The organism is Gottfriedia luciferensis (assembly GCF_002156865.1).
In the GTDB taxonomy this organism is placed as follows: Bacteria; Bacillota; Bacilli; order Bacillales; family Bacillaceae_G; genus Gottfriedia; species Gottfriedia luciferensis.
Window position 1 is genome coordinate 313,894 of sequence record NZ_NCTA01000001.1, and the last position, 25,033, is coordinate 338,926.

Below are 25,033 nucleotides of genomic sequence, written 5' to 3' on the forward strand. Positions count from 1 at the left end.
CATTATTAATTATTTTTTAGATTTTATACAACTTGTTATATATAAAAATTAGCTAATTAATTTAGAAAATAGCGTGCTCTATAATTGTGAAATCATTCACAAGTATATTCATAAAAAAATTCTTACTTTCATCCTACTTAGCACTTCAATTATTTTGCTCAACAATCTCTTCTAATTTATCTACTTTAGTTATATTATTGAAAAAATTATTTTTTATTTCTTCTTTTCCATTTAATTCAAAAATTGATTGCTCTGGATTTAGAAACGTATAAGCTCCATCTTTTTGAGGATAAACACTTGGTTTTTAAAAAAGAACATATGACTTATTTTTTTCAACAGTTGAGTCAGTTAAAACAAGGACGTTATCCGTTTTAGCATCTGCAGTTCTTACCTTTATTTCATTACCTGATTTGACTAAACCATCTGATTTGTAAACCTTATTAACTTTAAACACTTTGTCAGTGTAATAATATTTATATTCTTCTTCATTTACATCCTGTTTCGTTTTATGCAATCTTACATTGCTGTCATCAATTAGTTTTCCCTTTAAGACTACAGCAGCTTCTTTTGTTAAATTTTCAATATTTCTGTAATCTATATCCATAGATTTATTGATCAAAACATTTTTTGGTTTATTGTAATAATAATACGCTATTGAACTGAAAGTGAATGTTAGACTTAGTCCAATCGCAACTAATAAGCTTTTATTTAACACACAAAATTCCTCCATTATTTGCCATAAATATATACTGCTGCTTCTATATCTTCTGCTTGTAAATTTTGTCTCGCTTTACCTTTATCTAAGGTTCCATTCATTACAACTGAATTATGAGAAGAATCGTCATTTAACATAAACCAATGACCAAACTCGTGTAGTACGACTGTATAATAATCATATTTAGTAGAGGGAATACTAGATCCTCCAATTTGCCAATCACTTCTAGAGTCAATAATCATATTTACTTTTGATATTTGTTTGGTCCCAGATACTGGAGATACAGTTGTTCTTCCAAGCGAATCAATATTCTCTTCCCAAATATTATTTCCTGAAAAACCACTGTAATTTAAGTTTATTCCAGAGACATTGTTCCATTTTGAAGCAGCACTCTTAATTAATGCCGGATCATTTACATCAAGACCGCCCCCCATTTTAAAATCATAAGAAATATTTTTTGATGGCCATTTGTATGAACTTACTAAATGATTCCATCCTGCTGATACTTTTTGAATTGTAAAAACATTCAAAAGTAAACTAAAACAAGTGAAAGGGTCTTAGATGACGGAATTATATTATTCATAATCCCCCTCCTTTTTATTATTTTATAATACAATTCTATATTAAACCGAAAATTCCATATTTTTCTATTTAATAGTGACAGACAATCAAAACTTTTATTGGAACCTCCAAAATACAGAAATACTCAATATTTAATTACCGTTTTCAGGCTACAGCAAAAAAGCAGCTAACAAGAAATAACTGTATACTGCATTCAACATTAGATAAATAAAAAAACTGCACCCCAATGTTAGTTTTAATCTAACAATAGTGTACAGTTCTGATTTAGTGTTTATTTAGAATTCATATATACTTTTTTATAAATTTTGCTTAGCTGAATAATTGTTGTGTAATATTTTGTTAAATTTAATCATCCATACGTAAAACAGCCATGAATGCTTCTTGTGGAACTTCAACAGAACCGACAGCTTTCATTCGCTTTTTACCTTCTTTTTGCTTATCTAATAGCTTACGTTTACGTGAGATATCCCCACCGTAACATTTTGCTAGTACGTTTTTACCCATTGATTTAATTGTTGAACGAGCAACGATTTTTTGTCCGATTGCAGCTTGAACTGGTACTTCGAACTGTTGTCTTGGGATAAGTTCTTTTAGCTTTTCAACAATAATTTTACCGCGATCGTAAGCAGCATCTCTATGAACAATAAATGATAGAGCATCTACTTGTTCACCGTTTAGTAAGATATCCATTTTCACAAGCTTAGAAGCTTTGTATCCAATTAATTCATAGTCAAATGAAGCATAACCTTTTGTACTTGATTTTAATTGGTCAAAGAAATCATAAACAATTTCAGATAATGGAATTTCGTACGTTAATGTAACACGATTAGCATCTAGATATTGCATATCGATGAAGTTACCGCGTTTCTTTTGGCAAAGCTCCATAATCGCTCCAACAAAGTCATTTGGAACCATGATTTTCGCTTTTACATATGGCTCTTCCACTCGATCAATTGATTGAGGGTCTGGCATATGCGCTGGATTATCTACTGTAATCATTTCGCCTTTTGTTGTGTAAACACTGTAAATAACACTTGGTGCAGTAGTAATTAAATCAATTTTGAATTCACGTTCAATACGCTCTTGAATGATTTCCATGTGTAATAATCCTAAGAAACCACAACGGAAACCGAAACCTAAAGCTTGTGAAGTTTCTGCTTCAAATTGAAGAGCAGCATCATTTAATTGAAGTTTTTCAAGTGCATCACGTAAATCATTATATTTAGAAGTATCAATTGGATATAGACCACAGAATACCATTGGATTTAATTTACGGTAACCTGGTAATGGCTCTGTTGCTGGGTTACTTGCAAGAGTGATTGTATCACCTACGCGAGTATCTCCAACATTCTTAATAGAAGCTGTTAAGAAACCTACATCACCTACAGTTAATTCATCTCTTTGTGTAGTACGTGGAGTAAATACCCCCGCTTCAACTACTTCAAATTCTTTACCTGTAGCCATCATTCTAATTTTTTGCCCTACTTTTACTGTACCTTCTACGATTCGAATATAAGCTACAACCCCACGATATGGATCGAATAATGAATCAAAAATAAGTGCTTTTAATGGTGCATCTGGATCACCAGTAGGAGCTGGAACTTTTTCAACGATTTGTTCTAGAATTTCTTCAATTCCGATACCTGCTTTAGCAGATGCTAAAACTGCTTCTGAAGCATCTAGACCGATTACATCTTCAACTTCTTGTCTTACTCGCTCAGGCTCTGCACTTGGTAAATCAATTTTATTAATAACTGGTAAAATTTCTAAATCATTATCTAAAGCTAAATATACGTTCGCCAATGTTTGAGCTTCGATACCTTGTGCAGCGTCAACTACAAGAATTGCGCCTTCACAAGCTGCTAAACTACGTGAAACTTCATACGTGAAGTCGACATGTCCAGGTGTATCGATTAAATGAAGAATGTATTCTTCTCCATTTTTTGCTTTATATTGTAATTGCACAGCATTTAATTTAATGGTAATTCCACGTTCACGCTCTAAATCCATTGAGTCTAATAGCTGAGACTTCATCTCACGCTGAGTTAATGCATTTGTTTTCTCAAGAATTCTATCTGCTAATGTAGATTTTCCATGGTCAATGTGTGCGATGATTGAAAAGTTTCTAATTCTCTTTTGTCTTTCTGACCTTGACTCTTTATTCATTTCATCACTCCTAAATTTCTCGACAGCATAGATAGTTTTGATTATAACAAAAAAATAGGGGAATATTCAATCTCTATTAGCAGTATATGTCGAATGAAGTTTAGAAGGTCTATCTAAAGCCATCAATAATAGAAGGAATTTTTTCAAATATCTTAACGCCTTTTTCAGTTACATATGTAACAAAACTAGAAAGTCCCTTACCTACAACTGTAAAGTAATTAAATGCTCCCAATCTTTCTAAATGGTCTTCGCGAACAGCAAGGCCTTCTTTCGTGTAATCTTTTCCGAATAAAACAGGACCTGCTTTTCCATCTTCCTTTGCGATTTTAACAACATCTTCAACATGATAATAATCAGTCGATGTAACTTTACTGATTCCGTCCTTTGCAATTTGCATACACGTAAATATTGCTATCGTAAAAATAATGATTAATGTAAAATACCGAACCATATATTTCATTTGTTTCTCCTCACCTTATGAAATATTAATGTGTATATGAACCAATATTATCTTGATTTATTTTAGAATGAAGAGCAGCATTCATTCCACCTGCAATAATATTAGCCATATCTTCAATAAAAGTATCAACTTCTTTCGGTGTCACCATTAAATTATGACCAAGTGGGGCCAATACTTCATGAATTAATTTCCGTTTTTCATCTTCTTCAAGTGTACCGACAATACCCATAAATGCCATTCGTTCCTTTTCACTTGGCATATCTTCCTCGGTGTATTTTTTCTTCTCTCCAAATGCCATACCTGAAGGGATTAGCGCTTTAGCAGGCTTGTCTCCTTCTTTAATTTCTCGGCCAAAATGTTTTAAAATAAAATCGATTGTATCGCTTGTAATAGCTACCGCATCAACAACAGTTGGGACACCAACAGCGATTACTGGAATGCCAAGAGTATCTTTACTCAATTCCTTCCGTTTATTTCCTATTCCAGATCCTGGATGGATTCCATTATCTGTAATTTGTATTGTCGTATTAACACGTTCAATTGATCTTGCAGCAAGTGCATCGATTGCGATGACAAAATCAGGCTTTACTTTATCAATCACACCTGAAATAATATCGCTCGTTTCAATCCCTGTAATCCCCATAACACCTGGAGATAGTGCGCAAACAGGTCGATACCCATCTTGAACACTTTCAGGCTGTAATTCGAAAAGGTGTTTTGTAACTACTAAGTTTTCCACTACCATAGGACCAAGTGCATCTGGTGTTACATTCCAGTTTCCTAGACCTACGACTAAACATGTTTGATCTTCTGTAATACCTAAATTCTTTAAAAAAGCTGAAAACTCATTTGCAAATACTTTTTCAACCTTTTCTTGAAGTTCAGTATCTTGTTCCCTAATCCCTTGAACTTGTAAGGTTAAATAATTACCAGGTTTTTTACCAATTCTTTCAGATGCAGACTCCTTAATATGAACGTGAGATATACTAACACCTTCAACCTCGCGCTCTTTAACGATTACTCCGGTAATTTCTTCCTTCGTTTGTTCACGTTCTTCGAGCATTTCTTTTGCTTCTACTGCTAAATCTGTTCGAACACTATATTGACTTAAATCTAACTCGCTCATATCTCTAGCCTCCACAATACTCATCAAAATTTAACAATTCTCTTCTTAATTAGTTTAGCTAGATGTTACCATTTCTAAACGAGTTGTTTATTTTTCTTTCGAAAAGGCGAAAATAGCTTATGAATTCTATTGCAAAATGGTACTTGTTTTGATAAAATAAGTTTTGTTCTATTTGTATTCGAGGGCAAATTTCTCGACTGCATTCGGGAGGTGAAAGGTATGCCAAATATTAAATCAGCTATTAAACGTGTAAAAACAGCTGAGGCTCATCGTGCTCACAACGCATCTCTTAAATCAGAAATGCGTACTGCTGTGAAAACTGTTGAAGCTTTAGTTACTAATAACGAAACTGAAAAAGCGCAAGAAGCTTTATTAACTGCTTCTAAAAAATTAGACAAAGCTGTTAACAGCAATCTAATCCACAAAAACGCTGCTTCACGTCAAAAGTCTCGTTTAGCTAAAAAAGTTAACGCGATGAACGCGTAATGAATTAAATGGTGTCTCATTGGAGGCACCATTTTTTCGTTCAAAAAAACGGACTTAAACCGCCCCAATCTCACACCTATTTACTTCGGTCGTCTTTCGGACTTTATATTTTTTTACAAAAAAATAAACGGCTATTCTAATTGAACAACCGTTTATTTAGGCAAATTATTTATTTAATTGGAGAATAAGCATTTCTAGGATCATGACTTTATCTCCTTGTCCTGTCTTCATTTTATAGTCTACTTCAGCAATTAAACGAATTGCTTCTTTCAACTCACTTGCTTTAAAATTGTTCGCTTGCTTTTGACCGTAAAATACTCTTCCAGGTGATACACCAACAGAAGAAGCGATTTGATTATTTGAATACCCACTATTTGATAATTGTTTAATACCGTACAATAATCTAAATTGACTTGCTAATAGTGCTACAATTTTTATCGGTTCCTCACCGACAAATAATAATTCATGAAGGATTTTAAGTGCATCTGTTGTTTGTCTTACGGCTGTTTTTTCGATAAGTGAAAAAACATTTTGCTCAATTGTTTTAGCTACCATAAATTCTACAAGCTCACCATCAACTTGTCCTTCATCTCCAATAAACAATTGTAGCTTCTCACATTCGAGTTTTAATATTGATAAATTATTACCTACAAGTAATTTTAATTTTTCAATTGCATCATCAGTGATCGTTATACTTCCCTTAAACTGTTCTTTAATCCATCCATCTAAATTACTTACCTCAACTGGATGACATTCTACAAGTTCTACTTGTTTTTTTAATGCTTTTGTTACTTTCTTCCGTTCGTCCAATTTTTCAAAAGGTGCAACAAAAACAACCGTAGTAAATGGTGAAGGATTTTCTATATAGTCAAATAAAGGTTCAATGTCTTGAACAATCTTTTCTTTTTGAGCTGTTAAAAAAGCACATGATTTAATAATAATGACTTTATTTCCACCAAAAAAAGATGGAGTTTGTGCGTCTTCTAGCGCATCACTTAAATAAGCCTCTTTTAAATCATATGTTTGAAAGTTAAAATCATCAATTTCCTCTTGTAAAGCTGCTTTCACGATCATGTTTTCCGCTTCTTGAAGTAAAAAATCTTCAGTACCTACCAATAAATACATTGGTGATACGTTCTTTTTCAATTTTTTATGTAAATCATTAATCATGTTTTGCTCCCTTACACTAATTTTCTTAGTATAGTATAACATGTCCTACATTAGAAGGAAGAGATTAGTAAATACTAATCTCTAATTTATATTAACGTTTTAAATAAAGACCCGGTTTCTTCATTTAAAACGGTATAACTAAAACAAACAGACTATGGATTTTTTAGTTATATTGATTTATACTAAAATTGTGAATTAGGAGGGGTTATTTGTGAATACATTTGAAAAAAATGTTCAAAGCAAACGTAATGATGCAACAGATTCAGGCGTTGGCTTTGCAGTTTCATTTGGTTTCTTCACTATTCTGTTTATCATTGCAACTGTTGTAGAGCTTGTTGCGCGATAATACATAGGATCAAATGATGGGATGGGACTGCTTAGGCAGTCTTTTTTATTTTCTTTTTGATTTAGTCTTTTGATTTACGGTATGCTCTGAACGAATAAAAGGTACCTTGTCTACCTTTAAATTCGTATGTAATTGCACCGTACTGATCTGTACGCAAACTATTTACATTGTATTTTTCCAAGCGATTTAACACTTCTTGTTTTGGGTGGCCATATCGATTATCTTCTCCTACTGAAATGATACCAATTACAGGTGAAACGGATTGAATAAACTTTTCTGAAGTTGATGTATCGCTACCATGATGACCTATTTTTAAAATATCTGCTTTTAAATTTTGGTATTTAGAAATAAGTTGCAATTCACCGCTTTCATCTAAATCTCCTGTAAACAACCACTTCTTGCCACCAATCTTTGCCCTTAATACGATTGAACCATGGTTTTCTTCACCTATATAGCCCTTAATCGGAGAAATAACTTCAAAAGAACTTTTTCCTACTTTCCAACTTATCCCTTCATTTATTTTTTTGATTTTGATCTTCTTATTGAGCGCAATATTAATCCGTTCTTGTTCTGTTCGTGAATACGCCTTCTTGTTACCGATTAGTAATTCTTTTACTTTAAATGATTCTAAAACCTCTTTTCCTCCTCCAATATGATCAAAATCACCATGGGTAAAGATTAATTTATCTATTTTACGTATTCCTTCGCCTTTTAAAATTGGTAGTAAAATATCATTGCCTGTTGAAAAAGGTTTTTTACGCTTCATCCATTTCTCTTCGCCTCTACTTACTTTACCACCCGTATCAATGACATAGTTCCCCTTATTAAACGGCAATTTAATGAGAATACAATCGCCCTGACCTACATCTATAAACATTACTTTTCCGACTGGATTAATAGAAGGATACAGAATATGCCCGGTTGAAAGTATAAAAAATCCAATCAAGCTCATAACCAAATATTTCTTTTCCTTTTCACTTTCCATAAAATATAGGATTAAAAAAATATTTACGACATAAAGAAATAAGATTTCTCTTGATGTATGCATAAAAATAATCTTGATAAAAGGAAGATGCATGCATCGATTTAAAATTTCATCTGATAGGCTAATCAATAATGTTAAAAGTCGCGTAAAAAAGTCACTTATACTCGGTAGTATAAAACTTAGACTAAAACATATCATGCATAGCGGCATAATGACAAAACTGATAAATGGAATAAAAAGTAGGTTTAATACTATACTGTAAGGGGACAATTCATGAAAATTGAAGAGTAAAATAGGGATTGAGACCAACTGAGTAATACTTGAAGAAAAGGTAGCTTTTGCATACCATGATTGATATTGTAAAATTCGTGTTGACGTTAGTACAAGTACAAAACTTGTAAGAAATGAAAATTGAAAGCCAATATCCTCAATATAGCTTGGTTTGGCTAATAGCATAATAATACTAGACAGAAAAAGCAGTGAAGTAATGTCTACTTTCTTCTTCGCTAATTTAAATAAACAGACTAAAACCCCAATAATAACAGCTCTAACAACTGAAGCTGATGCGCCTGCTATAATTCCATAGCATACAATGCAAATAATCGTAATAAGTAAACTTGTTTCCTTAGTAACCCCACCTCGAATTAATAAGTAATAGATGATCAAACTCAATATACTAATGTGAGAACCACTAATTGCAAGTAAGTGAACGATGCCGACTATTTGATATTGTGATTCAGTCTTTGCATCCATCTTTGATCTTTCTCCAAATAATAGAGCGTTAATATATCCTTGTGTTTTAGCATTAAAATTGGATTCTACATACTTCGTTAAAGCTTGTCTACTATACATTAAGGATTGAAAAATTGTTCTCTTCCCTTTATTACAATTCATTAAACTATTTGGTTCTGAGGTAAAAATCCATTGAATTCCTTGATTTAACATATAGTTTCGATAATTAAATAAATAAGGGTTTGAATTTGGTTTCGGCTTTGAAATTTCACCTTTCATTTCACAAATATCACCTATTTGTCGGTTTTGGAAGATTTGTAATTGATTTTTGGAATTTGCAAAACTATTTAGTAAGATTTTTTGCTTTTGATGTTTAATACTAAATGAAATTTTATTTCCATCTATGATCGGAGAAGTTAAAATTTCACCACGTAAGTTATAAGAAGGTTTTTCTTTTGGCGTTTTTAGTACTTTATTCTGATAAAAACATAGACTCGCCATCATGAAAATCATAATCAAGCATGTAATTAGATGAATCCATTTCTTCTTAAATACTAAATAAATTAGAAGTATGAGTAATACGAATAAAAAGAAGAAATTAAACTCTTTAAAAAAGATAACTGTTACTATTTGTACAATTGCGATATAGCCTAATAAAATGTTCATACATTTTTATCGAATAATTATGTATGGAGTCATATGTTCAACAGACTTCTTACCAATTCCATTAACTGATTCTAATTGGTCGACTGATGTAAAAGGCCCGTTCTTTTCAATATAATCCAATATATTCTTTGCCTTTGATGGACCGATTCCTGGTATTTTCTCTAATTCTTCTTGCGTGGCATGATTAATGTCAATTGCATCGTCTTTGTTACTATTCGTATGATTCGGATTTAATGAAATATTGGAGATTTCTTCGCCAACTCTTGGTACATAAATTACCATTTCATCAGATAATTTTTCTGCTAAATTAACTTTATTAATATCAGCTTCTTTATGAAAACCACCTGCTAGCCTAATTGCATCAAATACTCGATCCCCTGTTTTACAATGAAAAACTCCTGGATTTTTAATTGCTCCTTTTACGTCAACCATAAAATCTTTCGAGTTAGGTTGAGTAACGGTTTCTTTCTTTTCCTCGACTAATTTCGTTTCTGTTGGATTAGCTAAAACAACTTCATTTTTTCGTTTAGTTTGATAAAAATTGAATACTATTAAAATAACGATTAATAATGCTAACCAAGCAAGTTTATTTTGTAATAATTTTTTCATTACTTATCCTCCTATGAACTTATATCATTATTTTCTCCCTTACTTCATATAGTGTAGGAGAGAATGTATGCAAAGGATGGGATGTACTCATGAACGTAGGCATCATAGGTACAGGAAATATGGGCACCATTTTGCTTAATGGGTTTATAAAGTCAAATGCCGTGAAACCCTCCGAATTAACAGTTACTAACCGTTCAATTTATAAAGCTTTTGAGCTAAAAAATATATATCCTGAATTAAATGTTGCAGAGACAGCAATAGATGTTATTAAAGCTTCGGAAATTGTAATTGTGTGTGTAAAACCGTTAGAAATTCAGCCATTACTCTCATCATTACAATCACACTTTACAAAAAAACACTGTGTTATTTCGATCACTAGCCCAATTAATGTAGAACAAATAGAAGCAATCTTACCATGCCAAGTAGCACGTGTTATTCCAAGCATTACTAATCAAGCATTGAGCGGCGTTACATTAGTTAATTTCGGAAAAAGGTGTACAGCAAAAAATAAGGAACAAATAATAGAACTTTTTTCAAACATATCAAAGCCAGTGATGATCACGGATGATATCACAAGAGTCTCATCTGATATCGCAAGTTGTGGCCCTGCATTTTTTAGTTACTTACTCCAAAAATTTATTGATGCTGCTGTTTGTCAAACAACAATTTCAAAAGAACAAGCTACCATTTTAGCTGAAGAAATGATTATTGGATTTGGAAAATTAATTGAACAAAAACATTTCACACTTGAAACTTTGCAAGAAAAGGTATGTGTAAAAGGTGGAATTACAGGAGAAGGAATTAAAGTTCTTGAAGCACGAGTAGGTGATTTATTCGAAGAAATCTTTGAAAAAACTCACGATAAATTTGATAAAGAGATTGAGCGTGTAAAAGAACAATTTTAGTCCTCTTGATTGAATTATAGCTCTTATTGAATTTTCCATCAAAAACACTAAATTAAATTTTGACTGGTTAATAAAGTAAAAAACCCCTTAAGAAAAGGAATTTTCTTTAAAGGGGTTTTTATTTTTTCATTGCTGTAAAAAAGATACGCTCAGAATTGTCTTCTAAAGCTTCATCAAAGTCGCCTATGATTTCCTTTACTTCAAATCCGGCTTGATTTAATAACGTTTTATAGATATCCACTGGAAAAGTTCTTTGATTATGATACTCTTCAAATCGTTCATATAAATCACTATTTTCCTCTTTCATGAAGAAAACTAAATCATGCTCGACACTAAGAGGTTCCTCTCCTTGAGTACATGACCAGACTAAGCTTAACTCTTCATCATCAATAAAGAAGGTCTCTTCACCAAAAATTTCTTCAATTTTATATGGAGAGTGTACATCAAATAAAAATAAGCCATTATCTTTTAGACTTTCATGAACTTTTTTAAACGTTTGCTCAACTTGATCTTCTGTTTCTAAATAATTTAGCGAGTCACAGAAAATCGTTACGCAATCTAAATCAGTAAATCCTTCTAATTCCATCATATTTTGTTGATAAAATGGGATCTGAACTTTTTCATGCTCAGCTTTTGCCATAGCAACACTAAGCATTTCCTCTGATAAGTCGACTCCGCTAACAGAATAGTTCATCTTTGCTAATAAAATTGGCAAAGTCCCTGTACCACAACCTATATCTAAAATAGTTGGCTGATTCAGTTCATATTTTTCAAACACAGTTTTTAAAAAATGAACCCAATTATCATATGGGACATCATTCATTAATTGATCATACAAATACGCGAAGCGATTGTATGTCATGAAAGCAGCTCTCCGTATACATCAAGAGAAGGTGCGTCACCCCAAAGTTTTTCTAAGTTGTAATAACTTCTTTCGTCACGATGGAAAATATGCACAACAACATCTCCGATATCAACTAAAACCCAACGAGCTTCGTCAAAACCTTCTAATCGTTTTACATCTTTTCCAACTTGATGTGCTTGGTCTTTAACCTCTCTAGCAATTGCTTGTACTTGCTTATCTGAATTACCATGGCAAATAATGAAATAATCTGCAATTGCAGAGATTCCTTTCATATCTAGCACAACTAAATCTTCCGCTTTTTTATCATCAGCAGCTTTAACAGCTAGCATCATTAAATCTTTTTCATTCATTAATTTATTCCCCCTGGTTTTTAACTTGTTTTAAAATTGAGTTATATGTTTTAACCGTTAATGGGTAGACTGTTTGTTCTTTTTCAATTAGAAAATTAATTGTATTTTTCAAAGCATATAATAATGCTTTATCCAAATTTTTGTTAGCTAATTCACGAGCTTCCTCTACACCTGGAAAACTGCGATTTGGTTCAATATAATCAGCTACATAAATTATTTTATCTAATAAATTCATTTCTTTATGACCACTAGTATGATATGTGATTGCTTGTAAAATTTCTTTATCGTCAATTCCATATTCATGTTCTGTAAGAAATGCACCAACAGGAGCATGCCAAAGTTCTTTGTTATACTTTAAAAGCTTTAATGAAAGCTCATTTTCTTCCATAATTGCTTTAAGTTCTTTAATCGGCATGCATTTAGCGACATCATGGAAAATTGCAGCGATCTCTGCTTTTTTAACGTCCGCACCATACTTATGAGCAAGTCTAACTGCAGTTTCCATTACACCAATAGTATGTGTAAAACGTTGATTCGTTAGTTTTTCTTTTACAATTGAAAGTGCTTGTTGTTTGTCCATTAACCCGCTTCTCCTCTAATTAACGGTTTTTTACATATTAAGGTAGTACGATTGTTTTATTTTCTGTTGATTCTTTATATAAAACGATTGTATGTCCAATAACTTGTACTAATTCAGCTTCTGTACCTTCAACTAGTTGATCTGCTACATCGTAACGATCATCATCGCAGTTTTGAAGTATACTTACTTTTAAAAGCTCTCGTACCTCAAGCGCTTCTGAAATTTGCTTAATCATATTTTCATTAACTCCACCTTTACCTACCTGAAAAATAGGATTCAAGTGATGAGCTTTCGAACGTAAAAATCTTTTTTGTTTACCTGTTAACATTTTGTTCCTCCAAGTTTTCTTTCTAATAATGTATATGCATCAATTGTATTTGGAAAAATTCCAGTCCATTCTTGAAATGCTAATGCCCCTTGATAGATAAACATTGGCAATCCATTTTGGATAATTGCATTTCTTTGTTCAGCATCTTTTAAGAATGCTGTTTTAAATGGACTATAAATCAGATCCGACACAACCGTATTTGATGATAAATTTGCAAGTGACAACGGAATACTATTTTCATTTGGTTTCATTCCAACCGATGTAGTTTGAATAATAAGCGAAAATTGACCTAATTTTTCTTCGGCATCCGAAATAGACATAATGTTAACTTCATTCATGAATTTTCCATCTACTAGTTCATGAGCTTTTTCCAATGTTCGGTTTGTAACAGTAATCTGTTTAACCCCTAAATGCAGTAGGCTATATAAAATTGCTCTTGCAGCTCCACCAGCACCAATGATTAAAATCTTTTCTTGTTCAATCGGTTTTTTCAAAACGAATGATAAGCCTCTACAATATCCAATTCCATCAGTATTTTTACCATAAAGTAGACCATTTTTATTAATGACTGTATTTACTGCTCCAATTGCTTTTGCTAAAGGATCAATTTCATCTAAATACTGCATTATTTCTACTTTCAATGGCGCTGTAACATTAAATCCTTTTACAGATGAACGAAATTCTGTCATAACCGATTCTAATTCTGATACCCCAACTTCTTTTGCAGAATAGTGACCCGAAATATTATTTTTAAGAAACCATTCGTTATGCATCGTTGGTGACATCGAATGACCAATCGGTTGACCGATTACATAGTATTGGTCTTCCATCTCTCCCGCCCCCAAATTAGTCTTATTCTTTATATAATCGAATTACGAAGTGTTATTGCTACCCCTTTTGGTACATATGCAACAATTTTTGCCCCAGGTTCATTAACAGTAATCCATCCTAATCCAGAATAAACAATATCAGTTTTTGCATCTTTGATCATAAATTCGTGCTTAACTAATTTTGGTAACTCTTGAATTTGTTCCCCATAAGGTGGCACTAAAATTTCACCAGCTTGTCTTGCATAAAGCTCGTCCGCGTTTTCTTGTTTTGTACGATGAATTAATAAATCATTTGAAAAATGACATGTAAACGAACGTCTTCCACCTTCTAAGTAGTCAAAACGAGCTAAACCACCAAAGAACAATGTTTGTCCTTCATTTAATTGATAAACCATAGGTTTTATTTCTTTTTTCGGTGTAATTATTTTTAATCCTTTTTTATCAACAAAATGCGCCATTTGATGATGATTAATAATTCCTGGTGTATCAATCAGATCACTTGTATCATCAAGTGGGATTTGAATTAAATCAAGAGTTGTACCTGGGAAATGTGATGTTGTAATAATATTATTTTTTTCTTCACTGTAGCGTTTAATCATTGCATTTATAAATGTTGATTTCCCAACATTTGTACAACCTACTACATATACATCCTTTCCTTCGCGCAGCTTCTCAATACTCTCTGCTAACTCATCTATTCCAGTACCTTTTACAGCACTGATTAAATGAACACCTGCCGGATGTAGTCCCCAACGCTTTGCAGTTCCACTCATCCATTGCGTAAGCTTATTTTTCTTAACTGACTTTGGAATTAAATCTGCTTTATTTCCAACTAATAAAATTTTATTCTTTCCAACAAATCGGTTTAATCCATTTAACCAACTACCAGAAAAGTCAAAAACATCAACTACTTTAATAACAAGACAGTCCTTGCTTCCAATCCCATTTAAAATTCGGATAAAGTCAGAATCAGTTAGCTCAACATCTTGAATCTCATTATAGTTTTTTAAACGGAAACAACGTTGGCAAATAATCTCTTCTTTTTCTAATGAAGATGGAGGTGCATATCCAAGCTTTTCTTTATCCTCTGTTTGAATTTCAACTCCACAACCAATACATCTTATTTCAGTATTACTCACTTTTTATCCTCCCATTGTAGCAATCCTTGTTTCCTTAATGATGAAAGTATTCTACGCTCTACCATTCGATTAAATCTAGTCCAAATGCCGTCAGTACTTGCAACTGGAACAACTAATATCGTATGGATCCCTTGACGATTTCCACCAAAAACATCAGTAAGTAATTGATCGCCTATCATTACAACTTCATTTGGTTTTAAATTCATTTGTTTATATGCTTTTTTATACGAAATAGCAAGTGGTTTACGCGCTCGATGGATAAAAGGAATCCCTAAAGGATCACAAAACTTTCCAACACGTTCAGCGTTGTTATTCGAGACAACTGTAATTTTAATTCCCGCGTCATCCATATCTTTGAACCATTTTGTTAATTCAGGAGTAGCTAATGGGCGATCCCATTCAACTAATGTATTATCTAAATCAGTAATGATTCCTTTAATACCTAAGCCTTTTAAATGCTCAGGGGTAATTGCATAAACATTATTAACAGTTTCACTCGGTAAAAATTTATTAAACATGATTACACCTCAATTATATTCTTAAAATCGTTCGACAAATAACTACAATTATGATAGTTGTGGATAAACCTATTCACATTATCCTTTTGCCCTGACTCTGCGTTTTCAGAAAATATAAACAAATTACTCACAACTTATCCACTGTTTTCTGTGGATAAACGAACGATTGTTCTATATAAAAAAATTTGATACATTAAGTTTACGAAGAAATTCAAAACTTTTCTCACTCGGAGGTGAATGCCCAACCGGGCAATATTATGTACAAATTAAATGATGATTTGTTACTTGAGTCCTATAAAAAAGCACTTGGTTTGCAGCTTGATCCGGCCTTCATTTATTTGATAGAAAAAGAAATTAAACGAAGAGGATTAGATTATTATATAAAAAAAACATCTTAATCATTTTTATTATTTTCAATCTTAGCAAATAATACAAGTGAAATTAAAATACAAGCACTCTTTACAATAACAGAAAAAGAACCATCTTACTAGACGATGGCTCCCATTTCGTGAAAAAAGTGCAAACTTTAATTCTTTTTTAGTGTAATTTGCCAAGTTTTTGACCGACTCTGATTGGTTGTCCTGATTGAAGTTTCTCATCAGGAGTAAAGCTATTTGCTTCAAAAAGTAAAACAACTGTAGAACCGAATGAAAAATATCCTACTTCTTCGCCTTTTTTTATCAGTTTCTGTTTGGCAGTAACTACTATTGTATTTACAAACATCGCTCCAACTTTAATCATCGCAATATGCTTATTATTTTCAGTATTTAATACTTCTGAAATGATACGAAAATTTTTGGAAAGTGGATCCTTTCCATAAGTTAAACCTGCTTTATTGACCGGATAAGATTTCGCACCTAGCTCAAATTGTGAAATAATTTCTCCTTCAATAGGACTATGAATACGATGATAATGGCTTGGACTTAAATATAAAACCATATAATAACCCTCATCATATTTATCTGCCATTTCCTTTGAACCTAACATTTCGATGATGCTATACGTTTTACCTTTTACAACAAATTTAATATCCTTTTCAATTTTCCCACATGACTCTAATACACCATCCACTGGACAAGCTATTTCACTTTCACCAGCATCAATTGGTCTTGCATTTTTCTTTAATTCTCGTGTAAACAATGCATGTAAAGTAGGAAACGAAGTATTTTCACTCTCTTCCATATTCAAATTAAACGCTTTAATATAAGGTTTAATTAATACTTTACTCAATCGCGAAGTCGAAAACCTACGCAAGAACCCTGAAGTTAAACGATTATTTGTTAACTCAATAAATAAACGATAAAAACTCTGTTTCATCTATGTACTCCTAACTAAAAATATATATATAAATTTATAACATATTATTCCATAACAAACAAAACCCTTATTCTGTTCCTATCTTTTTAGGCTCTTATTATTGATTACAAAACAGATCTTTGGTCCTGAACTTAACCTTTAACCTAAAAACTGTCCTAAACTTCACACTGAATTCACATTTAACTGTTAGAATACTGATGTAATATACATTAGGAGGTTGCCTATGTTGAAGGAACAAAGCTTAGGTGAATGGACTAACACACTTTTAATCTATAAATTTGCGTTAGATGAAATCAATACTAAAATTAAAATATTAAATGAAGAATTTACATTAACTCATAATCATAATCCGATAGAACATGTGAAATCACGTCTAAAAAAACCTGATAGTATTATGGAAAAGCTAGAGCGTAAAGGTTTAGAATTAACGCAACAAAATATTGAAAACTATATTAATGATATAGCTGGTGTCCGAATTAGCTGTTCATTTATTAGTGATATTTATATGATCTTTGAACTATTAAAACAGCAAGATGATATTCATATAATAGAAGTAAAAGATTATATTAAAAATCCTAAACCAAATGGATATAAAAGTTTTCATATGATAATTGAAATTCCTATTTTCCTTGCTTCTGAAACAAAAAAAGTAAAAGTTGAAATTCAAATTAGAACTGTTGCAATGGATTTTTGGGCAAGCCTTGAGCATAAGATTTTTTATAAATACGATAAAAAAGTTCCTAAAGAAATACTAGATAGCTTAAACGAAGCATCTGCCACAGTCAATTCTTTAGACTATAAAATGGAAATGATTAGAGACAAAGTTCTAGAACTAGAACAATAGTAATGAAGTAAGAGAAAAAATGTAAGTTTATAAATGAAATGCGTTTCCTTTTGCTAGTTGATCTAACAAGTGGACATGCATTTCATTTTTTAAATCAATATCTAAAAAACTAAAATCACCATCTATTCTGCTTATATACTATCTAGATATTTCTACCACTTAAAATATTTTTATTTTTTCAGTCTTTAACAATTCTGGTTCTTTCAACTTTAATTTTAAGATAAAATAGGATATGTTAGTATAAAAGTAAACAGAAATGGACTAGTTTAAGAAATAGGAAAAATTGGAGGAGCCGAATGGAAAATGAACTAAACTATAATACTCTCATTCCAGAAAATATTCCGAATGAAAGAAAGTCCGCTTTAAAAACACTTGGCTACTATTTTTTAATATTTATTGTCGGTTTGAACTTATTGCTCTTGATCGCTGCTATTTGGGGAATGGTTTTTGTAACAATAGCTGATATTAATATAAGTGAACACCAATTTAATCAACTTTTAAATACAGTATCGGTTTATGCTGATCCTCTATTTGGTGTCCTCAGTTTATGGTGGCTATTTTATTATACGAAGAAAAAAGGGTTATTAACATTAAGAAGGATCAACATAAATGTTTTTGATATTGTGATCATATTAGCTGGATATGCAGTTCTTATTGCTTCTTCTCAACTTCTAGATATCGTTTTTAAACACTTTCACTATTCAATTGCAACTCCTGATAATCAAAAAGTAGTTGAAGACTTGTTACGTACGAATCCAATTATTATGATTATTTCTGCTGTTATACTTGCTCCAATTAAAGAAGAGTGGATTACAAGAAAATTAATTATTGGTTCTATTTTCAAAAATTCTCCAATACTCGGATTAATTGTTAGCTCATTTGGATTTGGTTTATTGCATATGATCGCTGGTTTTTCTATTTATGCATTGCTTTCATATTCTTTAGCAGGTTTAATTTTTGGTATTATTTATATAAGGACAAAAAAAATCGAAGTAACAATACTTGCACATTTTTTAAATAATTTAGTTTCAATTCTCGCTTTTTATTTTGTAAAGTAAGAGGCATTTCAGTTAATAACATAATTAAGGCATCTTTATTTAAACAAATAAACGCTCCCTAAAGAGCGTTTTTATATTGGATATAATAATATTGAGGTGAAATATGAATTATTTCTATTTATTAGTAGGAGGATTTTTCGGTGCAATACTCCGTTACATAATCGGCCAATCAATCCATCCACTTTCCAACGGATTTCCAATTCAGACATTATTGATTAATATTTTTGGATGCTTCTTTTTAGGTTTCTTTTTACCTTTAGCTAAGGTTCGTTTAAAACCAGAGTACACGTTATTAATTGGAACAGGTTTTACCGGTGCTTTCACTACATTCTCAACCTTTGCACTCGAAAATGTAGTTTTGATTGATGAAAAGAAATTGTTACTGAGCTTCCTATATATTCTATCAAGTTTAATAATTGGGATTAGCTTGGCATATCTTGGGTATAAGGCTGCCGAGAAGATCAATAAAGTAAAAGGAGAAACATCTTCATGATTATTATTGGAATCGGCGGAGGCATTGGAGCAATTTCACGCTACGCACTAGGTACTTATATTAATAAAAAAAACACTACACTTTTTCCTTTTGGACATTTTTTTATCAACACAATTGGTTCGTTTATTCTAGGATTAACAAGCTTTTTATATCTTGAGAAAGTCATTTCTACTACAATATGGTTGTTTATTGGAGTAGGAATATTAGGTGGTTTTACGACCTTCTCTACATTTGGTTATGAAGTGTTTCAACTATTACTCTCAAAAAAATATAAAACTGCCTTAACCTATATCGTTTTATCTACTTTAATAAGTATCGGTGGTGCATATATCGGTTTCCATATTTTCAGATAAACTGAAGTATGGCATATGGCAACACAGAAAACTAAACACCTCTGATTCAATCAGAGGTGTTTAGTTTTCTCTTTATTACCACCCAAAATCTAAAGTTTTACCTGTTTCTGCGTATGTCTTAACATTACTTAAAATCATCGGCCAAGTTGATTTTGTATTTTCATATGATGGATGATTTTCTGGCCATTGATCATTCACAAGAGTTATCTTTGTACATTCTCCAACTGTTTCAAGTGTCATTGTTATTCTTGTTTCTAGTTCAACATGATTTTCTCGATATACTGGACCAGGATGTTCAGTGTAACTCATCATTTTATGCGGCTCAAAAGCTAAAATTTCGCCATAAACATGAACAGTTTGATCTCCATCTTCACCAGGTCCAATGTATTGATATGGAGCTCCTACTTCAAACGATGAATCCAAAATACATCCAAAAAAAATTGCTTTAGTGCTTTCTGGAGACACAAATATATTCCACACTTCTTCTGGCTTTGCTGAGATATAAATCTCATACTTCAAATCTTCCATTTTATTCTCACCCTCCATTTGTAGATCGATAAGATGAAATTGATTCTTGTTGCCATTCCCATTATATACCAAAAGCAAAAGATTCTATCACATCATTTTTTTTCATGAAAATATAGATTAAAATTAAAACGAACAGTATTAATTGGCTCTGTACTTTAAAAAGATTCAACATAAAATGTGAGGAGTAGAACGATGAATTTAACGTATGAAGTGATTGACGAAGATCAAATTGAAATGTGTAGAGATTTATGCAATGAGTTAATGACGTTTCAAAAATCAAAAGCACATATTAAACCCGAATTATTTGATAGTATGAATTTTGATACTAGAATGATTCCCTCAATAAAAAATGCACTACATAATTATATTTTTGTCGTAAGAGATGAAGATAAAATTGTGGGATATGTGTATTCAAATATATCTCCTAAAGAAGCTTATTCGAATGATTTTGCTACCTTTTTTGATCTTTCCTCAGTCCATAAGAAGTATGTAGGGTGTCTATCACAATTTTATATAAGAGATGGATATAGAAAATATGGAGTTGGGTCTAAGCTCTTTAATCTGTCTATGAAATGGCTGAAACAGTTTGAAGACGTTGAAGATTATTTTATTTTTGTTTCGAATGGAAATGAAGATGCGCTTAATTTTTATAAACAGAAAGGTTTTGCTGTTAGTCATACAATTTTAGATGAATTTATAACTGTTTTAAGAAGCAGGAGTTAATTACCTCTTTATTCCTCCATCCAAATAAAAAAAGGGCTGTCTCTTTGTCTAAATGACTTTCGAGACATCCCCTACTATTACTTTTTAACTTCTATTAAAATGCCCAGTTACCATTTCGCATAATTGGTTCAACTGTACCATCTTCTTTAATACCATCAATGTTTAATTTTGATGATCCAATCATGAAATCAACATGAGTTAAGCTTTGGTTAATACCTAATTTAGCTTGCTCATCTGCTGGAAGTTTTTCTCCGTCTTTCATATTGTTTGGATATGCTTTACCTAACGCTAAGTGACAAGAAGCATTTTCATCATATAAAGTGTTGAAGAAAATTAATCCTGTATTTGAGATTGGTGAATCATGTGGTACTAATGCAACTTCACCTAAACGGCGAGCTCCTTCATCAGTATCTAATAAATGTTGTAACGTATCATAACCTTTTTCAGCTGTGAAATCGACAACTTTACCATCTTTAAATGTTAAAGAGAAATTCTCGATTAAATTCCCACCATAATTTAATGGTAAAGTAGCTTTAACAGTACCATTTACACCATGGCTATTAGGCATAGAGAAAACTTCTTCAGTCGGAATATTTGGATTGAACCATTTTCCGTCCTCACTATTTGCTCCGCCACCTTTCCATACGTGATTATCTACTAAATCAAGCATTAGATCAGTACCAGGTGCAGTGTAGTGCAATGTTTTGTAACGTTTATCATTTAATTGAACAACTTTTTCCTGCAAGAAATCATTATGGTTAACCCAAGCTTCAACTGGATTTTCATTATCAACTCGGCAAATTTTAAATACTGAATCCCAAAGTAAGTCCATTGCTTTATCGATTGGTTCATTTGGAAATACTTTTTCAGCCCACTCTTTACATGGAATCGCAACGATTGACCAACGAATTCGATCAGCCATCATGTATTCACGATACTTATGTAATGCTGAATTTGCAGTCTTATTGAAAGTAGCAATTCTCTTTGGATCGATTCCTTTTAATAATTCAGGGTTTGGTGAGATAACTGAAAGTACAGCACCACCATTTTCAGCTAATTCTTCCATAGCTGTTACTCTCCAAGCTGGAAATTCTCCAAAAACTTCATCAGGAGCTAGTTCATATTTAGTACGAGTAATAACATCATCGTTCCAATCGATGTTTACATTTTTCGCTCCAGCTTCATATGCGTATTTTACAACTTTACGAACGAACTCTGCAGCTCCGATTGGGGCATTTATCTGTAATGTTTGACCTGGTACGATATTAACTCCACTTTTTACAGCAAGTTCAGCATATTTTTCTAATAATTGTTCAAACTGAGACATTGAAATCCCTCCATTATTAACGATTTAAAAACACTAACCTATTAAATTATAATATAAAGTTCAGAAAATTGGTACATATAAAAGACTGACTATTCATTTTTATTAGAAATTCAATTTTATCTATTATAGTGATTGGGGTAGTTCAAAGTAAAAAAAGCACTTTCGAAGTGCTTTTTCTGTTGAAAAATAATCTTAAAAATGAATTCAAATCTTAAAAGACGATGTTTTTATGAATTTGTCTTTCAATCTGAATAATAATTTGTTCTAAGTAAAAGAAATTTCAATTGTTTTTTAATGAATACTTTTTTTGAAGAATAAGTTGATTGGAACGAAAGGATGCTCGACTCCTATGGGAAATGCGGAAAGGCTGAGACCCCGCAGGCTTGCCGGGAGGCTCAGGTTTCGCCCCATGGAAAGCGAGCATCCTGTAGTGGAAATTAACATCACCAATTTCCTTTAAGATATTTGGTCATAATTTGAGTGTTGAACAATTTCTCTTGTATTTGTTAAGAAACAATATACGTCTCATAACCATTTACATTTAAAAACTTCTCTGCTTTCTCACGATCTTTTTCTGTTTGAAGACTGATTCGAAGTACACCTGGTAAGCCTTCACGTGATTCAATAATTCTTAAATTCGTAATACTGACATGATGAATTGATAAGATTGTTGTGATATTAGCAAGCTCACCAACTTGGTCTAGTACATCGACATATAAATCGAAATAACTTGGAATAGCGCCTTTCGCTTTCGTTGGCATATTATCTCGAAAATCTTTTGATTCCTTAAAATAATGATAAATTTCTTCATTATCCTGCTTCTCAACAAGATCATACATTTCTTTCATATCATCAATCCAATTTGCAATTAATGATAGCAAAGTATCTTTATTTTGCATTACAATGTCTGTCCACATTTTCGGACTACTTGATGCAATCCTAGTAATATCCCTGAATCCTCCCGCTGCTAGAGCTGTCGCTAACGGTTCGTCTTTTGAATAAGACTTAACTTGTTTTACTAAACTTGCAGCTATTAAATGAGGAAAGTGACTGACAACGCCTGTAATTTGATCATGGGTAGCTTCATCAATTACAACGAAATGAGAACCAGTTCCGCTAAGCCAATTTTTCAATTCGTCAATTTGAAAATCTTTTGTGTTTTCACTTGGTGTCAAAATATAATAGGCATTTTCAAATAAATGGACTTTCGCACTCTCAATTCCAGTTTTATGGGATCCCGCCATTGGATGACCTCCAATGAAGCAGTATCCTTTACTAGAAAGAATCCTTGAGTGTTTCATAATTTCACTTTTCGTGCTACCAACATCTGTTATTACGACATCATCTAGTAAGTTAAACTCACTTAACATATGTAGATATTTTATAGACTCTTCTACAGGACAAGATAAAATGATTAGATGAGCCTTCTCGGCACAGTCTTTAAGCTGTACCGAGATTTCATCTAAAACTTGAATCCTTTTTCCAATTTCAAGCTGTGATTCGTTTATATCATATCCAATAATATTTACATCATGAACTTTTTTTATTGCTAATGCAATTGAGCCTCCAATTAAACCCGTGCCAATTAAGAGGACATTCTTTTTCAAGGCATTCACCGCCTATCTCTCATTTTTATGATTGAAGTTTTGCACGGAAATCTTTTAACTCAAACATGAACTCTTCGAATTGAGGTATATTCATTTGTTGAGCTGAATCAGATAATGCAACAGCAGGATCTGGATGTACTTCAGCCATTACTGCATCTGCTCCAATTGCTAAGGCTGCTTTTGCTGCTGGAAGTAATAGATCTTTACGTCCTGTTGAGTGTGTAACATCTACAACAACTGGTAAATGCGTTTCTTTCTTCAGAATCGGTACAGCAGAGATATCTAATGTGTTACGTGTTGCTTTCTCATAAGTACGAATTCCTCTTTCACATAAAATAATTTGGTCGTTCCCTTGAGAAATAATGTATTCTGCGGCATTAATAAATTCTTCGATTGTTGCTGAAAGACCACGTTTTAATAATACTGGTTTGTTTACTTGACCTACTGTCTTAAGTAAATCAAAATTTTGCATATTACGTGCTCCGATTTGAATAACATCTACATATTCTAAAGATCTTTCAACATCATTTGGATTTAGTATTTCACTAATTACTGCTAAATCAAATTCATCAGCAACATCTCTTAAAATTTGAAGCCCTTCGTATCCAAGACCTTGGAAATCGTATGGTGATGTTCTAGGTTTAAATGCACCACCGCGCATCATTGTTAAACCTTGTTGTTTCATTACTTGTGCTACAGCTCGAACTTGCTCGTAGCTTTCAACGGCACATGGTCCCATAATAAATGACTGAGAACCATCTCCAAGCAAATCATTTTTCACTCGAACAATTGTATTTTCAGGCTTTTTCTTTCTAGAAACTAAAAGTGCCTTTCTGTGGTCATCTTCTTGTAACTCTAAGCTTGCTTGGAAAATTGTCTTAAAAATATGTTGTAAAGTTGATGTTTCAAAAGGTCCTTCATTCACGTTAGCAATCATATCTAAAACTTCACGTTCACGAACTGGATCGAAACGCTTAATACCATGTTTAATTTTTTGTTTACCAATTTCTTGTACTACTTTCCCACGCTCATTTAACAGCTCAACAATCTTTAAATTAATCTCATCAACCTTGTCACGTAATTGCACTAATTCATTTGTACTCATTTCTTTTTCCTCCCTAATTTTGTTTTACTTACAATATTGCCAATACCACATCTAGAATTTAGAAGTAAGTATGTAAAAAATGAACGAAAGAAAACTCGTGGCTGAAAGAGCTTTTTAGCA

29 protein-coding genes are annotated in these 25,033 nt (G+C 32.2%); 9 read left to right on the forward strand and 20 right to left on the reverse strand.

What is annotated here, in order from left to right; genetic code table 11:
• Positions 1-304 precede the first annotated feature (304 nt).
• The 5 genes from B7R67_RS01535 to gpr form a co-directional block, all read right to left on the reverse strand.
• Positions 305-715 (reverse strand): hypothetical protein, encoded by a 411-nt coding sequence (locus B7R67_RS01535; protein WP_088066903.1) that lies wholly within the window; start codon positions 713-715, stop codon positions 305-307.
• A 14-nt stretch (positions 716-729) separates the two neighbouring features.
• The gene (locus B7R67_RS01540; RefSeq protein WP_088066905.1) at positions 730-1,245 is read right to left on the reverse strand and encodes a matrixin family metalloprotease; all 516 of its coding nucleotides are present in this window, start codon (positions 1,243-1,245) and stop codon (positions 730-732) included.
• Positions 1,246-1,642: 397 nt separating this feature from the next.
• A complete protein-coding gene (gene lepA / locus B7R67_RS01545) occupies positions 1,643-3,463 on the reverse strand; it encodes a translation elongation factor 4 (protein WP_088066907.1) in 1,821 nt (606 codons plus the stop codon).
• A gap of 109 nt (positions 3,464-3,572) precedes the next feature.
• Positions 3,573-3,923, reverse strand: coding sequence for a hypothetical protein (locus B7R67_RS01550; RefSeq protein ID WP_088066909.1), 351 nt, complete (start codon positions 3,921-3,923; stop codon positions 3,573-3,575).
• Positions 3,924-3,948: 25 nt separating this feature from the next.
• The gene (gene gpr / locus B7R67_RS01555) at positions 3,949-5,049 is read right to left on the reverse strand and encodes a GPR endopeptidase (protein ID WP_088066912.1); all 1,101 of its coding nucleotides are present in this window, start codon (positions 5,047-5,049) and stop codon (positions 3,949-3,951) included.
• A 219-nt stretch (positions 5,050-5,268) separates the two neighbouring features.
• Here gpr and rpsT point away from each other — a divergent pair, with 219 nt between their 5' ends.
• Positions 5,269-5,535: a 30S ribosomal protein S20 gene (rpsT, locus tag B7R67_RS01560; protein WP_056472820.1), complete on the forward strand. Its 267-nt coding sequence runs from the start codon at positions 5,269-5,271 to the stop codon at positions 5,533-5,535.
• A 165-nt stretch (positions 5,536-5,700) separates the two neighbouring features.
• Here rpsT and holA read toward each other — a convergent pair whose 3' ends face one another.
• Positions 5,701-6,705, reverse strand: a complete 1,005-nt coding sequence (holA, locus tag B7R67_RS01565; RefSeq protein WP_158094998.1) for a DNA polymerase III subunit delta — start codon at positions 6,703-6,705, stop codon at positions 5,701-5,703.
• A gap of 211 nt (positions 6,706-6,916) precedes the next feature.
• On the opposite strand from holA, the gene B7R67_RS01570 reads away from it, so the two are divergent.
• Positions 6,917-7,051 carry a YqzM family protein gene (locus B7R67_RS01570; RefSeq protein ID WP_088066916.1) on the forward strand — a complete coding sequence of 45 codons (135 nt, stop codon included), beginning with the start codon at positions 6,917-6,919 and terminating at the stop codon, positions 7,049-7,051.
• 61 nt (positions 7,052-7,112) lie between these two features.
• Here the strand turns inward: B7R67_RS01570 and B7R67_RS01575 are convergent, their stop codons facing one another.
• Together B7R67_RS01575 and B7R67_RS01580 are read right to left on the reverse strand one after the other, a co-directional pair.
• Positions 7,113-9,434 carry a DNA internalization-related competence protein ComEC/Rec2 gene (locus B7R67_RS01575; protein ID WP_088066917.1) on the reverse strand — a complete coding sequence of 774 codons (2,322 nt, stop codon included), beginning with the start codon at positions 9,432-9,434 and terminating at the stop codon, positions 7,113-7,115.
• A gap of 6 nt (positions 9,435-9,440) precedes the next feature.
• Entirely contained in the window at positions 9,441-10,043 is a 603-nt protein-coding gene (locus B7R67_RS01580; protein ID WP_088066919.1) for a helix-hairpin-helix domain-containing protein, read from the reverse strand.
• An 89-nt stretch (positions 10,044-10,132) separates the two neighbouring features.
• On the opposite strand from B7R67_RS01580, the gene comER reads away from it, so the two are divergent.
• The gene (gene comER, locus B7R67_RS01585; RefSeq protein ID WP_088066921.1) at positions 10,133-10,948 is read left to right on the forward strand and encodes a late competence protein ComER; all 816 of its coding nucleotides are present in this window, start codon (positions 10,133-10,135) and stop codon (positions 10,946-10,948) included.
• 118 nt (positions 10,949-11,066) lie between these two features.
• On the opposite strand, the gene B7R67_RS01590 is transcribed toward comER, so the two are convergent.
• From B7R67_RS01590 to B7R67_RS01620, 7 genes are read right to left on the reverse strand one after another with little or no spacing between them, the layout of a single operon-like run.
• Positions 11,067-11,810 (reverse strand): class I SAM-dependent DNA methyltransferase, encoded by a 744-nt coding sequence (locus B7R67_RS01590; protein ID WP_088066923.1) that lies wholly within the window; start codon positions 11,808-11,810, stop codon positions 11,067-11,069.
• Entirely contained in the window at positions 11,807-12,163 is a 357-nt protein-coding gene (gene rsfS / locus B7R67_RS01595; RefSeq protein WP_088066925.1) for a ribosome silencing factor, read from the reverse strand. The genes B7R67_RS01590 and rsfS overlap by 4 nt, the downstream gene beginning before the upstream one ends.
• Positions 12,164-12,167: 4 nt before the next feature.
• Entirely contained in the window at positions 12,168-12,743 is a 576-nt protein-coding gene (gene yqeK, locus B7R67_RS01600) for a bis(5'-nucleosyl)-tetraphosphatase (symmetrical) YqeK (protein ID WP_088066926.1), read from the reverse strand.
• Positions 12,744-12,780: 37 nt separating this feature from the next.
• On the reverse strand, positions 12,781-13,071 hold the full coding sequence (yhbY, locus tag B7R67_RS01605) for a ribosome assembly RNA-binding protein YhbY (RefSeq protein ID WP_088066928.1): 291 nt from the start codon (positions 13,069-13,071) through the stop codon (positions 12,781-12,783).
• The gene (aroE, locus tag B7R67_RS01610; protein WP_088066930.1) at positions 13,065-13,901 is read right to left on the reverse strand and encodes a shikimate dehydrogenase; all 837 of its coding nucleotides are present in this window, start codon (positions 13,899-13,901) and stop codon (positions 13,065-13,067) included. Before aroE ends, yhbY begins: the two co-directional genes overlap by 7 nt.
• 29 nt (positions 13,902-13,930) lie before the next feature.
• Positions 13,931-15,040 carry a ribosome biogenesis GTPase YqeH gene (yqeH, locus tag B7R67_RS01615; RefSeq protein ID WP_088066932.1) on the reverse strand — a complete coding sequence of 370 codons (1,110 nt, stop codon included), beginning with the start codon at positions 15,038-15,040 and terminating at the stop codon, positions 13,931-13,933.
• A complete protein-coding gene (locus B7R67_RS01620) occupies positions 15,037-15,558 on the reverse strand; it encodes a YqeG family HAD IIIA-type phosphatase (protein WP_088066934.1) in 522 nt (173 codons plus the stop codon). Before B7R67_RS01620 ends, yqeH begins: the two co-directional genes overlap by 4 nt.
• A 257-nt stretch (positions 15,559-15,815) precedes the next feature.
• On the opposite strand from B7R67_RS01620, the gene sda reads away from it, so the two are divergent.
• Positions 15,816-15,956 (forward strand): sporulation histidine kinase inhibitor Sda, encoded by a 141-nt coding sequence (gene sda, locus B7R67_RS01625; protein WP_088066936.1) that lies wholly within the window; start codon positions 15,816-15,818, stop codon positions 15,954-15,956.
• Positions 15,957-16,095: 139 nt separating this feature from the next.
• Here the strand turns inward: sda and B7R67_RS01630 are convergent, their stop codons facing one another.
• Entirely contained in the window at positions 16,096-16,875 is a 780-nt protein-coding gene (locus tag B7R67_RS01630; RefSeq protein WP_088066938.1) for a phosphatidylserine decarboxylase, read from the reverse strand.
• A gap of 223 nt (positions 16,876-17,098) precedes the next feature.
• Here B7R67_RS01630 and B7R67_RS01635 point away from each other — a divergent pair, with 223 nt between their 5' ends.
• The 4 genes from B7R67_RS01635 (at position 17,099) to crcB (B7R67_RS01650) (ending at position 19,623) form a co-directional block, all read left to right on the forward strand.
• Positions 17,099-17,719 (forward strand): GTP pyrophosphokinase, encoded by a 621-nt coding sequence (locus B7R67_RS01635; protein ID WP_088066940.1) that lies wholly within the window; start codon positions 17,099-17,101, stop codon positions 17,717-17,719.
• Positions 17,720-18,015: 296 nt separating this feature from the next.
• A complete protein-coding gene (locus B7R67_RS01640) occupies positions 18,016-18,777 on the forward strand; it encodes a CPBP family intramembrane glutamic endopeptidase (protein WP_088066942.1) in 762 nt (253 codons plus the stop codon).
• Between the two features lie 103 nt (positions 18,778-18,880).
• Complete coding sequence (gene crcB / locus B7R67_RS01645; protein WP_088066944.1) at positions 18,881-19,270, forward strand: fluoride efflux transporter CrcB; 390 nt, start codon at positions 18,881-18,883, stop codon at positions 19,268-19,270.
• Complete coding sequence (crcB, locus tag B7R67_RS01650) at positions 19,267-19,623, forward strand: fluoride efflux transporter CrcB (protein WP_088066946.1); 357 nt, start codon at positions 19,267-19,269, stop codon at positions 19,621-19,623. Before crcB (B7R67_RS01645) ends, crcB (B7R67_RS01650) begins: the two co-directional genes overlap by 4 nt.
• Positions 19,624-19,698: 75 nt before the next feature.
• Here crcB (B7R67_RS01650) and B7R67_RS01655 read toward each other — a convergent pair whose 3' ends face one another.
• Complete coding sequence (locus B7R67_RS01655; RefSeq protein WP_088066948.1) at positions 19,699-20,151, reverse strand: SRPBCC family protein; 453 nt, start codon at positions 20,149-20,151, stop codon at positions 19,699-19,701.
• A gap of 192 nt (positions 20,152-20,343) precedes the next feature.
• Here B7R67_RS01655 and B7R67_RS01660 point away from each other — a divergent pair, with 192 nt between their 5' ends.
• Complete coding sequence (locus B7R67_RS01660; protein WP_088066949.1) at positions 20,344-20,874, forward strand: GNAT family N-acetyltransferase; 531 nt, start codon at positions 20,344-20,346, stop codon at positions 20,872-20,874.
• 94 nt (positions 20,875-20,968) lie between these two features.
• Here B7R67_RS01660 and B7R67_RS01665 read toward each other — a convergent pair whose 3' ends face one another.
• From B7R67_RS01665 to B7R67_RS01675, 3 genes are all read right to left on the reverse strand, one after another.
• Positions 20,969-22,201 (reverse strand): aminopeptidase, encoded by a 1,233-nt coding sequence (locus B7R67_RS01665; RefSeq protein ID WP_088066951.1) that lies wholly within the window; start codon positions 22,199-22,201, stop codon positions 20,969-20,971.
• A gap of 506 nt (positions 22,202-22,707) precedes the next feature.
• The gene (locus B7R67_RS01670) at positions 22,708-23,808 is read right to left on the reverse strand and encodes a prephenate dehydrogenase (RefSeq protein ID WP_088066953.1); all 1,101 of its coding nucleotides are present in this window, start codon (positions 23,806-23,808) and stop codon (positions 22,708-22,710) included.
• A 25-nt stretch (positions 23,809-23,833) separates the two neighbouring features.
• Positions 23,834-24,913: a bifunctional 3-deoxy-7-phosphoheptulonate synthase/chorismate mutase gene (locus B7R67_RS01675; protein WP_088066955.1), complete on the reverse strand. Its 1,080-nt coding sequence runs from the start codon at positions 24,911-24,913 to the stop codon at positions 23,834-23,836.
• Positions 24,914-25,033: the final 120 nt, after the last annotated feature.